Origin of the sequence: Parvibaculum sp. (assembly GCF_002684405.1) — a bacterium.
Taxonomy (GTDB): Bacteria; Pseudomonadota; Alphaproteobacteria; order Parvibaculales; family Parvibaculaceae; genus Parvibaculum.
This window is the reverse complement of the sequence record NZ_NYVD01000021.1, coordinates 1-14,843: the sequence shown is the minus strand read 5'-3', so window position 1 is coordinate 14,843 and position 14,843 is coordinate 1. Positions and strand designations below refer to the sequence as shown.

The 14,843-nt window shown below is 60.2% G+C and carries 11 protein-coding genes; 7 read left to right on the top strand and 4 right to left on the bottom strand.

Annotated features, from left to right (window positions below; all coding sequences use genetic code 11):
• The 4 genes from CMI59_RS01850 to CMI59_RS01835 form a co-directional block, all read left to right on the top strand.
• On the top strand, window positions 1–290 hold a 290-nt coding region (locus CMI59_RS01850), incomplete at its 5' end, for a hypothetical protein (protein ID WP_293323923.1).
• A gap of 47 nt (window positions 291–337) precedes the next feature.
• Window positions 338–2,323: a DUF1302 domain-containing protein gene (locus tag CMI59_RS01845; RefSeq protein ID WP_293323920.1), complete on the top strand. Its 1,986-nt coding sequence runs from the start codon at window positions 338–340 to the stop codon at window positions 2,321–2,323.
• Window positions 2,324–2,462: 139 nt separating this feature from the next.
• Entirely contained in the window at window positions 2,463–4,127 is a 1,665-nt protein-coding gene (locus tag CMI59_RS01840) for a sulfatase-like hydrolase/transferase (RefSeq protein ID WP_293323918.1), read from the top strand.
• Window positions 4,128–4,143: 16 nt separating this feature from the next.
• Window positions 4,144–5,196 carry a formylglycine-generating enzyme family protein gene (locus CMI59_RS01835; protein WP_293323915.1) on the top strand — a complete coding sequence of 351 codons (1,053 nt, stop codon included), beginning with the start codon at window positions 4,144–4,146 and terminating at the stop codon, window positions 5,194–5,196.
• Here CMI59_RS01835 and CMI59_RS01830 read toward each other — a convergent pair.
• The 4 genes from CMI59_RS01830 to CMI59_RS01815 all read right to left on the bottom strand — a co-directional run bounded on the left by CMI59_RS01830 (window position 5,193) and on the right by CMI59_RS01815 (window position 11,448).
• Window positions 5,193–6,308 (bottom strand): porin, encoded by a 1,116-nt coding sequence (locus CMI59_RS01830; RefSeq protein ID WP_293323912.1) that lies wholly within the window; start codon window positions 6,306–6,308, stop codon window positions 5,193–5,195. The genes CMI59_RS01835 and CMI59_RS01830 overlap by 4 nt on opposite strands.
• A 245-nt stretch (window positions 6,309–6,553) precedes the next feature.
• Window positions 6,554–9,808, bottom strand: a complete 3,255-nt coding sequence (locus CMI59_RS01825) for an efflux RND transporter permease subunit (protein ID WP_293323909.1) — start codon at window positions 9,806–9,808, stop codon at window positions 6,554–6,556.
• The gene (locus tag CMI59_RS01820) at window positions 9,805–10,890 is read right to left on the bottom strand and encodes an efflux RND transporter periplasmic adaptor subunit (RefSeq protein ID WP_293323907.1); all 1,086 of its coding nucleotides are present in this window, start codon (window positions 10,888–10,890) and stop codon (window positions 9,805–9,807) included. Before CMI59_RS01820 ends, CMI59_RS01825 begins: the two co-directional genes overlap by 4 nt.
• Before the next feature lie 33 nt (window positions 10,891–10,923).
• On the bottom strand, window positions 10,924–11,448 hold the full coding sequence (locus CMI59_RS01815) for a PadR family transcriptional regulator (protein ID WP_293323904.1): 525 nt from the start codon (window positions 11,446–11,448) through the stop codon (window positions 10,924–10,926).
• A gap of 299 nt (window positions 11,449–11,747) precedes the next feature.
• Here CMI59_RS01815 and CMI59_RS01810 point away from each other — a divergent pair, with 299 nt between their 5' ends.
• From CMI59_RS01810 to CMI59_RS01800, 3 genes are all read left to right on the top strand, one after another.
• Window positions 11,748–12,821 (top strand): Fe(3+) ABC transporter substrate-binding protein, encoded by a 1,074-nt coding sequence (locus CMI59_RS01810; protein ID WP_293323901.1) that lies wholly within the window; start codon window positions 11,748–11,750, stop codon window positions 12,819–12,821.
• A gap of 63 nt (window positions 12,822–12,884) precedes the next feature.
• Entirely contained in the window at window positions 12,885–14,567 is a 1,683-nt protein-coding gene (locus CMI59_RS01805) for an iron ABC transporter permease (RefSeq protein ID WP_293323899.1), read from the top strand.
• On the top strand, window positions 14,564–14,843 hold a 280-nt coding region (locus tag CMI59_RS01800), incomplete at its 3' end, for an ATP-binding cassette domain-containing protein (RefSeq protein WP_293323896.1). The genes CMI59_RS01805 and CMI59_RS01800, both read left to right, overlap by 4 nt.

The window sequence follows — 14,843 nt, the reverse complement described above, 5'->3', positions numbered from 1 at the left end:
GCGACACCGCTCCGCTGCTCCAGCCGCTTCTTCTCACAGCGCTTGGCGCGGGCGGGAGCGGCGACAGCCCGCTCTCTGCGCTGCCTCTGGATGCGCTGCCGCTCGATCAGCTTCAGCCGGTCCTCGTTCCGGCGGTCTCGCTCGTGAATCAGCTGACAAATACGCCCCTTCCGGGGGGTCAGACGGCAGGCGACATTGTGTTCCCCGTCGTATTGGGTTCCGGCTTGGGCGTGGTCGGCAACACTCTGCCGCTCGAGGACATCAGCAAATCCCTTGCGGTCCTGCCCTGAGCAGCATGGCTCCTGAGCGAAACTCCAGAATTACAGGAATTTTGGTAATGAAGTACATGTGGAAAATCAGCCTGCTGCCGATGTTGCTGGCGATGGCCTTACCGAACGCGGCCCAGGCACTGCAATACAAGTTTGGAGAGTTCAATGTGAACCTCTCCACGACCTTGTCCGCTAGTGCCAGCATACGTACGAGCAAGCAGAATTGTGCCTATATCTCCGTCTTCAATGGTGGCTGCTACGGTTCGGGTAATACCGACTATGACGTGAATTCCGACGACGGCAATGTGAACGTCGAGCAGTGGGACTTCATTTCGGCGCCGGTCAAAGGCATTTCCGAGATGGAGGTGACATGGCGGAATTTCGGTGCCTTCGTGCGCGGCAAGGCTGCTTACGATTATGTCGGCGACAACGTCCTTGGAAATGGCGGCGGTAAATACGGTCCGGTTAAGTCGCCTAACCAGCGTCGTCCGCTCGAAGATGAGTTCCGGGGCGACGATGCGCGTAATCTCCAGGCCACGGACTTCAAATTGCTCGATGCGTTCGTCTATTCGAATTTCGATTTGTTCGACATGCCGGCCACGGTTCGCATAGGTCGTCAGGCGACAAACTGGGGCGAAAGTCTGCTGATCCCGGGTGGCGTGTCGTCCTACCTGCCGCTGGATGTTTCGGCGTATGTGAAGCCGGGTGTGGAGCTGAAGGAAATTTTCCTGCCTCAGGCGACGGCTTTCACCAGCATCGGGTTGCCGGCCGGCTTCACCTTCGAAGGCTGGTACGCCTTCCAGTGGAACAAGAGCAAGCTTCCCGCTTGCGGCAGTTTTTTCTCGCCGAGCGATGCTCTGGCGGATGGCTGTGCCTATGCATTGAGTGGCGGCGAGGTCTACAACAATGGTGATGGCACGTCCTATTCGCCGACTGCGACCATCGAAAGGATTGCCTCGCAGGAAGCCCGCCAGCAGGGCCAGTACGGTCTCGCGCTGCGCTACTATGCTGACTGGCTGAACTACGGCACGGAACTCGCCGGCTACTTCGTCAATTTCCATTCGAAGCTGCCGATCGGCACCTTCACGGCGTCGACCCCGACCACCGCGACGACAGTCTTTCAGGTGGCATGTCCGCCGGGCGCCGGGACGTTGAACGGTCCTGGCTGCACGGCGAACGGTCCTGTGCAGGATGATGCGAACCGTCCGGTGTCGGTGTCGCAGGCCATGTTCGCCGAGGCCGCCGGTGCCAACAAGAAGCTGCTTGCGCAGTACCCGGAAGACATCAAGATGTTCGGGGCGAGTTTCAACACCACCATGAACATTCTGAACGGTACGGCTCTTTCGGGTGATATCGCCTTTTACCCCAACATGCCGTTCCAGCTGGACACGACAGAGTTGATGGGTGTTGACGCCGAGAATTTCGGCTACACGGCAGGTCCCGGCCAGCCCGATTACTATACCGGGCCGCCCGTCGCTCCCGGTGACGTGATCCAGGGGTATCGCCGGACCAAGGCGCTTCATGCTCAGCTCTATACGCTCAGCACGTTGACGCCGTCCAATCCGGTTGTGAAGTTCACCAACGCCGATCTCCTCATTCTTGTCGCGAATGCGGGGGTGCAGTGGCTGCCCGATGCGGAAGGGAACCGCTTCGCGATTCCCCGCTCCAGCGAATCCCATCCTGCCGCAGGCATAGCGAAAACCTTCGGCGATGATTGCAACCGCCAGGGCACCTGTTCCCTTTCGCCGCAATATGCCAGCCAGTTCTCCTGGGGCTATCGGCTGTTGGCACGGCTGGACTACAACTCCGCCTTCGGGAGCGCCTGGACGCTCTCTCCCCAGATCGTCTGGAGCCATGATGTGCAGGGCTATTCCGCGGGCCCCATCGGTCCGGGCTTCGTGCAGGGCAAGATGGCGGTCACGGCGGGTGTCACGGCCAACTATCAGGACACCTACAAGCTTGGCATGGATTACACCGCCAATTTCGGCGCCGACTATCGCAATGCCTCCTATGACAAGGATTTTGTGAGCATGTCTGCGTCCTATTCCTTCTGACGATCGCGTAAAGCGTCAGGTTCTCACAAGTGAAGCCCCGGCCGGGAAACGGCCGGGGCTTTTCTGTTGCCCTATCCGCATTCATAAATTAATGTAATGCATTAATTTGGCGGAAACGCCGGCTGGAGGAGGAGCAGGGATGAGCAAGCGTGTCGCTATCTGGACCGGCGCGACGATCGCCATATTGATCGTCGGCTGGGTCGTGGCCTCAAAATACTGGATCTATGTGCCGGGCCTCTTGGCTGAATGGCGCGACCCCATCGGGCCGACGCAGACGGTGGCCTGGGAAGAGGGGCCGGAGACCGCGAGCGTACCGGCACAAAAGCGCGCGCCGAACATCGTCGTAATCCTCGCGGACGATCTCGGATATAACGACATCACCTTCAATGGCGGTGGGGTCGCGGGCGGGGCGGTGCCCACGCCAAATATCGATTCCATCGGACGTGACGGCGTGGATTTCACGCAAGGTTATGCGGGTAACGCCACCTGTGCGCCCTCTCGCGCGGCGATCATGACGGGGCGTTACGCCACCCGTTTCGGCTTCGAGTTCACGCCCGCGCCGGTGGCGTTCGAGCGTCTTGTCGGCACCTTCTCCAACGATCAGCAGATCAGGAAACCGGTCTTTCACGAAGAACGCGTGGCGGAGTGGCCGGACGATCCCAACAAGCTTGGTGTTCCGGCCGAAGAAGTCACAATTGCCGAGCTTCTCAAGACGAGAGGCTACCGCACGCTTTTACTCGGCAAATGGCATCTGGGCGGAACGCCGACATCGCGGCCGCAATCGCAAGGCTTCGACGAGTTTCTGGGCTTCCTCCCCGGCGCCTCGATGTTTCTGGATCCGGACGACCCCCGCGTCGTCAATTCGCGTCAGGATTTCGACCCCATCGATCGGTTCCTCTGGGCAAACCTGCCTTTCGCGGTCCGCAAGGATACCGGGCCCCGCTTCAAGCCGGCGCAATACATGACCGACTATCTGGCCGACGAAGCCGCGAAAGCGATCCATGCGAACCGGAACCGGCCCTTTTTCATGTATCTCTCGTTTAACGCGGCGCATACGCCGCTTCAGGCCCTGAAGTCGGACTATGATGCCTTGTCGGGGATCGAGAACCATCGCCTGCGTGTCTATGCGGCAATGATCCGCGCGCTCGACCGTGGTGTCGGCAAAGTGCTTGAGCAGTTGAAGAAGGACGGGCTGGACGAAAACACGCTGGTGATTTTCACCAGCGACAATGGCGGCGCCCACTACATCGGCCTCGATGATATCAACAAACCCTATCGCGGCTGGAAGGCGACTTTCTTTCAGGGCGGCATCCGCGTTCCCTTCTTCATGCGCTGGCCGGCGCAGCTCTCCGCCGGTACCCACTATGACGAACCGGTGGCGCATGTGGATATTTTCGGAACCGCCGCAGCTGCCGCCGGGGCCGCCGAGCCGGAGGACCGCGTCATGGATGGCCGCAACCTGCTGCAATATGTCGACGGAGAAAGTGCGGATAATCCGCATAAATCGCTTTTCTGGCGCTCCGGCGACTACAAGGTTCTGCTGTCCGGCGACTGGAAACTCCAGGTTTCGGAGAAACCGAAAAAGGACTGGCTTTTCAACCTGCGAAACGATCCGACGGAGCAGGTCAACATGGCCGGGAGCGAGCCGGAAAAGCTCGCCGAAATGAAGGCGATGCTGGCGGAGGTCGACAGCAATCAGGCAAAGCCGCTCTGGCCGTCGCTGCTGGAGGGACCGATCCCCATCGATCACCCTCTGGGAGAACCGGACAAGCCGACGGATGAGTATATCTACTGGTCGAACTGAAATTTCCGGAGCGAAGATGACAAGGACGGCGATGCTTGGCTGGCTGGCGGGAGGAGCGGCTCTCGTGTCGCTTCTCCTGGCCGCGCTCTGGTTCGGGAGCGCATGGAGCACGGCGCAGATGGCGGCGCGCGCTCCCTTGTCCTGCCCGCATGAAAATGGCGCCGACAGCTCTCATCCCGGGATGGCATATGTGCCCGCAGGCGAGTATCGCATGGGCGGAATGGCTTACCCGGAAGAAGGGCCGCCGACATCCGTCGTCGTTTCCGGCTTCTGGATGGACCGTACCGAAGTGACAAACGACGAGTTTGCCGAATTCGTCGCCGCGACGAGGTATGTCACAAGGGCGGAGCGGGGCGCGGACCCCCGTATGCATCCCGACCTGCCGCCGAAGATGCGCATGCCTGGCGCCGTCGTCTTCATCATGCCCAACGATGTGAATGGCCTGGGGGATATCTCCCAATGGTGGCAATTCGTGCCGGGTGCGAACTGGCGCCATCCGGGCGGCCCCGATACCGATATTAAGGGGCGGGGTTCCTTTCCGGTCATGAATCTCGCTTATGAGGATGCTCTGGCCTATGCCGATTGGAAGGGGAGGAGCCTTCCCACCGAAGAACAATGGGAATGGGCTGCGCGTGCCGCGGATCCCGAAAGCCATCCCGACCAGCACCCCTCCCGCCAGCCCGTCGAGGCGAATACATGGCAGGGCATTTTCCCGGTCATCAACAAGGCCGATGATGGCTTCATCGGGCTGGCGCCTGTGGGCTGCTACAAGCCCAATGCATTGGGGCTGTACGACATGATCGGCAATGCTTGGGAATGGACGTCGAGCCGCTATGCCTCGCGCCACGACTATACGCCTGCCGACGATTTCAACGGCGGCGGGGCACGGGGTGACGCTGCGCCGGTCGCGCGTTACGTCATCAAGGGCGGCTCCTATCTTTGCGCGCCGAACTATTGCATGCGTTACCGCGCCGCAGCACGTCAGCCTCAGGAAGTGGATCTGCCCACGAGCCATCTCGGCTTTCGTACCGTGATGAATGCACCGGGGCCGGCTGGTGGCGGGTCCTAGAAGTAAAGCGCGACGTTGAGATTGAGGCGGCTCGACCAGCCGCTGTCCCGATTACCCGCGGCCAGGGCATTGGTGAAATCGGGACCGATATAGGCGTTGTTCTGACCGAGCGCGATGTCGGTTGTGACATAGAGCGGGCCATCGAAGTCGAACCCGGCGCCGAACACCTGTTGTTGGCTGTCCGAATAGCCGCTTTCGGTCTTCAAAAAATAGCTGTAGTCGCTATAGACGGTGATGCTGTCGAGCAGACTTCCCGGGATATCCCAGCTATGGCTGAGGCTGGCGACATATATCTGGCCGCTTGCCGCGACGTGATAAGGGAAGTCGTAGGCGCCCATCACAACATATCTGTCATCCTGGTATGCCGGATTTTCTACGTCATAGCGGTAGCGGATGGCCTCCGCTTTAAGGTTCCAGTTTCCATAGCGAAGATTGGTGTGAACGGCTTCCGCGTCCTGATGCCCGTTCCGCCCGGTAATACCATTCGGCAACAGGCCGTATTGCAATGACAGACCGGCTTCGCCATGGATGCCATTGTCGAATGCGAACTCTCGGGCGAGCCGCAGATTGATCTGATGTCGTTCGCGGTTCTCTCGGACACCATCGGAGACGATATCGTAGGAATAGCGCGCACTGTCGTTGCTGTTGCCGCCCCAGCTTCCTTCGTCGGCCGGAAAATAGGAGGCGTCGAAAACCCATCCGGCTTGTCGTCGTCGGTAGCTGATACCTGCGTCGTAGTCGTCTTCAAGGCCTGCGTAGAAGGCGAGGGAGAAAAAGAAGTTGTTGGAGGCGAAGGGAAGCAGGCCGAAAGGCACTTTCTGGATACCCGCCTGAATTTTCTGTCGGTCGTCCAGCCGGTATCCCACCCATGCATGATGAGGGAAATGGGTCGTCCTGCCGGTATCGCTATAGTAATAGACGCGATATTGCGCTGAGCCGTCCCATCGCCCCGACTGGAAGTCGAGGTCGAGCATGACCGCGTCCAGCCGCACATTCCTGGAGAGTTTCCGGCGCTTCTGCGCACTCTCCCAGCTCTTGCGAAAGGCATTCACCCTGATGGCGCCGCCAAGGTGAAATGAGGTGCCCGGTTCCGTGCTGTCTGGCTGAGACATAGCAGGCGCTCGCGCTTCCGGTGAAATGCCCGGATTGTCGCCTTCGCCGGAGGGCTGGATGGAACTGGCATGGACCGCCCCGGCAATGGCGCATGTCACAATGCCGGCCGCGGCTGCCAGGACGGTCTTGCAAGTCAAAAGGGCTTCTCTGTCCTTATTTCGGCGCCCACCCGCTCCGATATGATCCTAAAAGCGAGAAAAGGCGGGTCAAGACCCGACTTTTCGTGTGTGTTGGCCTGACTTCCCTAATCCGCCGGCTGATGGGACCCGCCTGCAGGCCGGATGCGCGCCATCAGCCTGTGGATGAGCTCCTTCATCTTCCGCCAGAGCCAAATCGGGTGCTGACGCCAGTGATCGGGCGCCACCAGAAGGATCGGAATCAGCACAAGTGTGAGGAGCGTGGAAAAACCGAGGCCGAAAATAACGGCAGTCGAAAGCTGCACCCACCAGGCTGCCACCGGGCCGCCAAGTTCGATTTCCGGCAACCCATGGGCCCCGAAGAAGTTGATGTTGATCTGCAATGCCATGGGCAGCAGGCCGAACATCGTCGTGATCGTCGTCAGCATGATCGGCCGAAGGCGCTGTCCTGCCGTGCGCAGTGTCGCTTCAACGGGCTCCATGCCGTCATGCAGCAAGCGCTGGTAGGTATCGATCAGCACGATGGAATTGTTCACCACGATACCGGCCAGCGCCAGAATGCCCGTGCCCGTCATGATGACGGAGAAGGGCTGCCCGGTGACAAGCATGCCGAGCAGCACGCCCACGGTCGACAGGACAACCGTCGAGAGCGTCAGGAATGAGTGGTAGAAGCTGTTGAACTGCGTCAGCAGGATGATGAACATCAGGAACAGCGCACCGATCATAGCCTTCCCAAGGAACGCCGCCGACTTCTGCTGCTCTTCGTTCGCGCCGCGGAAAACCACACGTACGCTGGGCGGCAAATCGACCCCTTCCAGCTTCTGGCTGATTTCCAGAACCTTGGCGTTGACGTTAACCTTCTCGCCCGTTTCAGGGTTCGTGGCGGTGTTCGCCTTCACCATGATGCGGCGCATAGCGTCCACGCGTTCGATCGTCGTCACCTGCGGTTCCGCCTCGCGATTCACGAAGTTGGAGAGCGGTACCTGACCTTGCGGTGTTTGCACGCGAAGCTGGTCGAGCTGGTCGATCACCCGGTATTGCTCCGGGAAGCGTGCGCGGATGTCGACTTCATCCTGCGCATCGTCCGGGCGGTATTTCCCGACGAGGATGCCGTTGGTGACAAGCTGAATGACAGAACCGACCGAAGTTACATCCGTGCCGAAGCGGCCAGCCATCTCGCGGTCCACCGACATAACCCATTCGATACCGGGCAGTGGACGGCTGTCTTCGAAGTCGATCAGCCCTTCGACATCGTTTTCGAGCAGCTTGCGTACCTTTCCCGCAGCCTCGACAAGGTCGGCATAATTCGACCCGGTCAGCTGGACCTGAACGTCCTTGCCGGTCGGCGGGCCGTTTTCCTGCTTGCGGACTTCGACCTTGATGCCGGCAAGCTTCGCGGTCTTGTCGCGGATTTCCTGCAGAATGATCGCGCCCTTGCGCCTTTGCTCATAGGGCTTCAACTCGACGAACAACTGGGCAATGAGGTCTTTCGGCGTTTCGCCGCCACCGCCGCTTCCCGGACGTCGTCCACCCGCGCCAAGCCCCGGGCCTGCGGTCGTGAATACCGTGTCCACACCGTCCGTATCACGAACGATCTTTTCTACCCCCTGCGACAATCGTAGCGTTTCCTTCGCTGAGAGGTTGCCGCGGGCGCTCACCATCACAGTTGCCTGTTCGGGCTCGGTGTCGACGAAGAACTCGACGCCGTGATTGAAGATGCTGTAGAGCACGATTGTCCCCACCAGCACGCACATCGTGGCAAGCAGGACCTTGCCGGGATGCGGCAGCAGCCGGTCCAGAAGCCGGACATATTTACCGGTAAGGCCGGGCAGGCCTCGGATATCGCCGGTCTCCGCCCCCGCCAACATCTTCAGCGTATCGCTGTCCGCATCATCGGCTTTGCCGAAAATCGACCCGACGACGGGCAGGAAGATGAGGGCCGTTAGAAGAGAGGCCGACAACACGACGATCAGCGTAATCGGCAAGTAGGACATGAATTTGCCGCTGACGCCCGGCCAGAGCAGAAGCGGCAGAAAAGCCGCGAGCGTTGTCGCCGTGGAAGAAGCAATCGGCCAGAACATGCGTTTTGCCGCCAGGCCATAGGCCTCCTGCCGGTGCATACCCTCGGCCATTTTACGGTCGGCATATTCAACGACCACGATGGCGCCGTCGACCAGCATGCCCACCGCCAGCAGCAGCCCGAACATCACCATCATGTTGACGGTGTAACCGGCTGTTTGCAGGAAAAAGAAACCGATCATGAAAGAGGTCGGGATGGCAAAGCCGACCAGCAGGCCGGAACGCAAGCCGAGCGCGGCCACCACCACGATCATCACCAGCACGATGGCAAGCAGGATCGAGGCCTGCAGCGAACTGATGGACCGATTGATCCAGTCCGACGCATCGAGCGAGAAATTCACCTTGATGGCGCCGGGCCAGTTCTTCGTGAACTTGGCGACAACGTCCCGGACCTGCTGGTTGTTGTCGATGATGTTGGTGCCGATGCGCTTGGTAATCTGTAGAGCGATGGCCTGCTTGCCGTTGAACCGGGCATAACTGTCCGGATCCTTGAAGGTCCGCCTGATATCGGCCACGTCAGACAGCGTTACCACACCTTCGCCCGACACCTTGATCGGCAGGTTCAGCACGTCTTTACGTGTTTCGAAGAGGCCGGGCACCTTCACAGAGAAACGGCCCTGACCGGTATCGATGTTACCGGCCGCGACGAGTCGGTTGTTGAGAGTCACCGCATTGATGAGCTCTTGCTGCGAGATGTTGTAGGACTCGAGTTTTGCGGGATCGATAACGACCTCGAGTAATTCCTCGCGGTTGCCCACCAGGTCGGCGGAGAGCACGGTCGGCACGCCTTCGATCTCATCTTTCAGGCTGCGCGCAGCATTGTAGAGCGTGCGTTCGGGCACATCGCCCGACAGGGTGACGATCAGAACCGGAAACAACGATGTGTTGAATTCGTTGATGACGGGCTCTTCCGTGTCGTCGGGAAGCTTTGCCTTGGCGAGGTCGACCTTGTCGCGCACATCCTGCAACGCGGCTTCCTTGTCGAAGTCCACGTCGAACTTGAGCAGGATTCCGCCATACCCCTGGGCGGACGTCGACACCATTTCATCCAGTCCCTCCAGCGAGCGTAGCTCGGTCTCCATGGGGCGGACGAGCAGGCGTTCGGAATCCTCCGGTGAAATGCCTTGGTGGATGATGGAAACGAAGAACACCGGAATGGGAATATCCGGGTCTGCTTCCTTGGGGATCGTTACATAGGCAAGCGTGCCTGCGAGGATCAGCAGAACAAGCGTCGTGATGACGGTGCGCGAGCGATTGAGCGCCGCGTCGATGAACTGGTTCACGATGAAGCTCCGCTCTTGCTATCGAGTTCCACCCGGACCTTCTGTCCCTTGGTGACATAGTCCTGCCCGACGGTGATGAGCCGCACCGTTTCCGGCAGGCCGGAAACCCACAGACCTTCCGGTGTGTCGTCCACCAGCTGGGCCTCGTAGAACTGCACGCGATCATTGTCGTCTACCGTGCGCACGCCGATGACGCCCTGATCGTTCAACGAAATCACCGAACTGGGGACAAGGTGGGCCATGACGGGCTGGCTCGGAACCACGATCTCCGCCGTTACGCCGGAGCGCATCTTGCGGTCGGGGTTGGGCACTTCCATTTCGACGCGGAAGGTACGCGTGGCCGCGTCCGCCGTCTTGGCGACGAAGATGATCTTACCTTCCACCTTCTCACCGGTGACAAGCCGCGCCATGCCCGTCGTTCCGACCTGGAGATTGCTCACCTTGTCTTCCGCGACCTGTCCGGTCACTTTCAGGGGATCGAGCTGGACCATAAGGCCGCAGGGCTGGCCGATGGCGAGAAAGTCGCCGATTTCCACGTCCCGGTCGTCGAAAATGCCGTCGAAGGGCGCGACGATATCGGTATTGCCGAGTTCGACTTCCATCTGTTTGAGCTGTGCCTTGGAGGCGTCATAGGCAGCCTTTGTACCTGCGGCCTGAGTCTCCGAGCGATAGCCCTTGGCAGCGAGCTTGCGGGCGGCGTCATATTCGAGGCGGCGCTGCTGTACGAGCGCCCTGGCTTCATCGAGCCGGGCCTGACGGGCGTTCACGCTGATTTTGCAGAGCGTGTCGCCTTTCTTCACGAACTGACCTTTTTCAACGGGCAGATCGGCAATGTTGCCTGCCGTTTCCGCGCGCACCTTCACGGCGCGTTTTGCTTCCGTCCGGCCGCGAATGACGATCGAGGTGCGTTTGGGTTGCGCCGTCAGTTTGATAACGCGTACACCGACCAGTTCTTCCTGTGCGCCCGCGGAGCCATCTTTTTGCGCAGTCTGCGAGTCGTCATTGCCGAAAATCAGGCCGAGACCGATCCAGACGATGAAGACGGCGCCGATGATGAGGGCGATAAGGTATGAGCGTTTCATGTAACCAACCGATTTCTGAATGTCTTATCCGGTTCAGGCCGGAATGCCCGCACCGTCCGGCGCTGTTTCGGGGGAGGCGGCTGCCTCGATGTCTTGTCGATGTTTTTCGAGATATTCGATGGATGCCTTCATCACGACTTGTCCGTAGCCGAGGACGAAGCGCTTGGATGAACAATCGATATCGGACGCGAGGGCGTCTTCGATACGGGCAAGGTCTTCACGGCAATTGGCAAGCTGCGCATCGACCAGTTCCGCGACGCGTTGGCCGGGAAGCATCGCGGCAAAGATGGAGGCAAAGATGAACTCGGAGCGGTGCTTGTCGGGGGACACCGGGGACATCAGCGCCTCGCGAAGTGCCTTCTTCCCGCGGGCGGTGAGCGAATAGACCTTTTTGTCGGGTCTGCCGTCCTGGGCTTCGGCGGTGCAGGTGAGCATGCCTTGCTCGGTCAGGCGCGTAAGGGCCGGATAGATGGAGCCATAGCTTGCATCCAGGAAATGGCTGAACAAGCCGTCCTCGAACAGCTTGTTGATCTCATATCCGGTGGAGTCGCCCAGCATGAGCGCTCCCAGGCAAAGCGTGGATACCTGCATCGGGGAGAAATCGCCTTGTTCCCTTGCGGAACCGGCCGTGGAATGGCCGGTCGCGTATATTGTTTCGATATATGCGACCTATTTAGGTCCGATATATGTCTCAGAGAAGGGTAACAGCGTTATTACCCGATAATAGAAATCTGACTGTTGTTTTTGGGTATCACTGCCGGAACTGGCCCGGAAGCGGGCCGAATGTTGCCTTTGTTCTTGTTACTAAGAATGATCCGCAATAAAAAGGATGCAATTGCATAGCTTCCGAGGATGCCATGAACGCCGACATGAAAAGTCACCGCCGCAAACGCCGTCTCGCCGTTCTGCTGATCGGAACAGCCGCAATGGCTGCGGGCTTTCTCCTGGGCGAAATTCGCTCCGTCTCCGCGGAGGAAGCAGGGCAGGTCGATGTCTATTCCTACCGCCAGCCCTATTTGATGGAACCTCTCTTCGAGGCCTTTACCGAGCAGACCGGTATCGAGGTCAACATGGTCTACGCGAAGGCAGGGCTTCTCGAACGGCTGAAGGCGGAAGGCGAGGCCGGTCCCGCCGACATGTTCCTCACCTCGGATCTGCCGCGCCTTGTGGAGGTGCAGGAAGCGGGATTTGCGGCCCCCGTCATGACGGACACGCTCGCGGCCAATATTCCGGCGCAGTATCGTCAGGAAGACGGCAAATGGTGGGGACTTACCCAGCGCGCTCGTGTCGTTTATGCGTCCAGGGACCGTGTGCCGGAGGGGGAGCTGACGACCTATCAGGGGCTTGCCGACGAAAAATGGAAAGGACGGATCTGCATCCGTCCCGGCGACCATCCCTATAATCTGGGCCTGATCGCCGCCATGATTGCGCGACATGGCGAAGAGCGGACGAAAGAATGGCTGCGGGGTGTGAAGGCCAATCTCGCACGCAGGCCCCAGGGCAATGACCGTGCCCAGGTGAAAGCCATCTATGAAGACCAGTGCGATCTGGCGATCGGCAACACCTACTACATGGGCAAGATGCTGGCCGATCCCGAACAGAGGAAATGGGCCGAAGCCGCCTACATTATCTTTCCCGACCAGAATGGCGCGGGCGCGCATGTGAACATTTCCGGAGCGACGGTACTTGAGGGTGCCGACAACCGTGAAGAGGCCGTGGCGCTGCTGGAATTCCTCTCCGGGGACAAGGCCCAGGAAATCTATGCGCAGTCCAACTACGAATATCCGGTGAAACCAGGCGTTCCATGGTCCGATACGGTAGCGAGCTGGGGCGAGTTCAAGGCCGATACGGTCGACCTCGCCGTGATCGCCGACTTGCATGACGAGGCGCTGAGGCTCGTCAACGAAGTGGACTTCAACGCAGGGCCCTGATGCTTGATTGACATGGCGAAACTGGCGCCTCGGTGGCGGGGTGCCGGGCGGAAAGCGGGGCGGATGGATGCCGGTCCGCCTCTCTTTTCCGAGCGTGCCCGCTCCGGTCTCACATTGCTTGTGGCGCTTCTGGTTGCGTTTCCGGTCGCGGCGGTAGCCTGGATCGCGCTCACCGGCGGCATCGGCGACAATTGGCAGCATCTCTGGGAGACAGTGCTGCCCGGCTATGTTCTGAACTCCATCAAGCTGGCGGTGCTTGTCGGGATCGGCGTTTTCCTCGCCGGTACCGCCTGCGCATGGCTTGTCACCATGCACGATTTTCCAGGTGCCCGATTTCTCGAATGGGCATTACTTCTCCCGCTCGCCATGCCCGCCTATGTGGTTGCCTTCGTCTATACCGATCTTCTGGAATATGCAGGGCCCGTTCAGGGGACGTTGCGCGATCTGTTCGGCTGGCAGACACCCCGTGACTATTGGTTTCCCGAAATACGCTCCCTCGGGGGAGCGGGTTTCGTGATGACGATGAGCTTCTTTCCCTATGTCTACCTTCTGGCGCGCACCGCGTTCCTGGAGCAGTCGCTTTGCGCGCTGGAAGTGTCGCGCACGCTGGGCTGCACGAAATGGGATGCGTTCCGGCGCGTGGCGCTGCCGCTTGCCTGGCCTTCCATCATGGTGGGGATAATGCTCTGCCTGATGGAAACGCTGAGCGATTTCGGCGTGGTCGATCTTTTTTCGGTTCAAACGCTCACGACCGGTCTCTTCAATGTCTGGCTGGTAATGGGCGATGCGGCGGGCGGCGCGCAGATTGCGCTGGTGCTGCTGGTCTTCATTGCAGGTCTTGTCTGGCTGGAGCGCAGGGGCCGCATACGCCGCGCCTATTACGTTCAGACATCCCGGATGAAGTCGCCGCCACGGCAAAGGCTGTACGGATGGCGCGGAGCGGGCGCATCCCTGTTGTGTTTTCTGCCTTTCTTCTTCGGTTTCCTGTTACCGGCGATCATCCTCGCAAGGCTGTCGGGTGCCAGGCTTTCAACAGCCTTGTCGCTGGATTTCGCGGCCCTGGTGTTGCGCTCCGTGACGTTGGGCGGCGCAGCGGCACTTCTCTGCGTCGCGGTTGCGGTGGGGCTGGCCTATTCGACACGGCTCGGCGTTTCCCGCCCGGCTGCGCTGGCCGCGCGCGCGGCGAGTTTCGGCTATGCAGTCCCCGGTGCGGTCCTGGCGATCGGCGTTCTCGTGCCCTTCGGTTTTTTCGACCGTACGGTCAACGGTTTCATGGAGAGCGCTTTCGGCGTGTCGGTCGGGCTTATCCTGTCCGGCACGGTGGCGGCGCTTCTCTTTGCCTATCTGGTGCGTTTCCTGACCCTGGCGCATGGCACCGTGGAAAGCGGGCTGAGCCGCTTGCGGCCGTCGCTCGACATGGCGGCGCGAACGCTGGGGCGGGGCGCAACGGGAACGCTGCGCGATGTCCACCTGCCGCTCATTCGCGGCAGCCTGTTGACCGCGATCCTGCTGGTCTTCGTCGATGTGATAAAGGAGTTGCCTGCAACGCTTGTGCTTCGACCTTTCAACTTCGACACGCTGGCCACGACGGCTTATTCTCTGGCGGCCGACGAGCGTTTTGCCGAGGCCGCTCTTCCTTCGCTCGCCATTGCGCTGGCAGGTCTACTGCCTGTCCTCATCATCAGCCGGGCGATCACGAAAGCGCGGGACTTCGGCGCGAGCCCTGAAACAGAGGTATTGATGTGAGCGCTACGACCGCGCTGCGGGTCGAGGATATGAGGCACGGCTATGAGGGGCGCGCCGTGATCGACGGCGTGTCGCTGTCGGTTGCCGGCCAGGGAGTGACCTGCCTGCTGGGGCCGTCCGGCTGCGGCAAGACGACGTTGCTGCGCATCGTTTCGGGGCTTGAAACGCCCTGGAGCGGCACGGTCGAGCTGGACGGACGCGCGGTCGAGGGGAAGGGGCTCCACCTGCCGCCGGAAAGGCGCAATGTCGGGTTCGTCTTTCAGGATTTTGCGCTTT

Excerpts from the sequence above, each read along its gene's own strand:
- CMI59_RS01845 (WP_293323920.1), top strand. The coding sequence starts at position 338 with ATGAAGTACATGTGGAAAATCAGCCTGCTGCCGATGTTGCTGGCGATG.
- CMI59_RS01840 (WP_293323918.1), top strand. The coding sequence starts at position 2,463 with ATGAGCAAGCGTGTCGCTATCTGGACCGGCGCGACGATCGCCATATTG.
- CMI59_RS01835 (WP_293323915.1), top strand. The coding sequence starts at position 4,144 with ATGACAAGGACGGCGATGCTTGGCTGGCTGGCGGGAGGAGCGGCTCTC.
- CMI59_RS01830 (WP_293323912.1), bottom strand. The coding sequence starts at position 6,308 with ATGTCTCAGCCAGACAGCACGGAACCGGGCACCTCATTTCACCTTGGC.
- CMI59_RS01820 (WP_293323907.1), bottom strand. The coding sequence starts at position 10,890 with ATGAAACGCTCATACCTTATCGCCCTCATCATCGGCGCCGTCTTCATC.
- CMI59_RS01815 (WP_293323904.1), bottom strand. The coding sequence starts at position 11,448 with ATGCTGGGCGACTCCACCGGATATGAGATCAACAAGCTGTTCGAGGAC.
- CMI59_RS01810 (WP_293323901.1), top strand. The coding sequence starts at position 11,748 with ATGAACGCCGACATGAAAAGTCACCGCCGCAAACGCCGTCTCGCCGTT.
- CMI59_RS01805 (WP_293323899.1), top strand. The coding sequence starts at position 12,885 with ATGGATGCCGGTCCGCCTCTCTTTTCCGAGCGTGCCCGCTCCGGTCTC.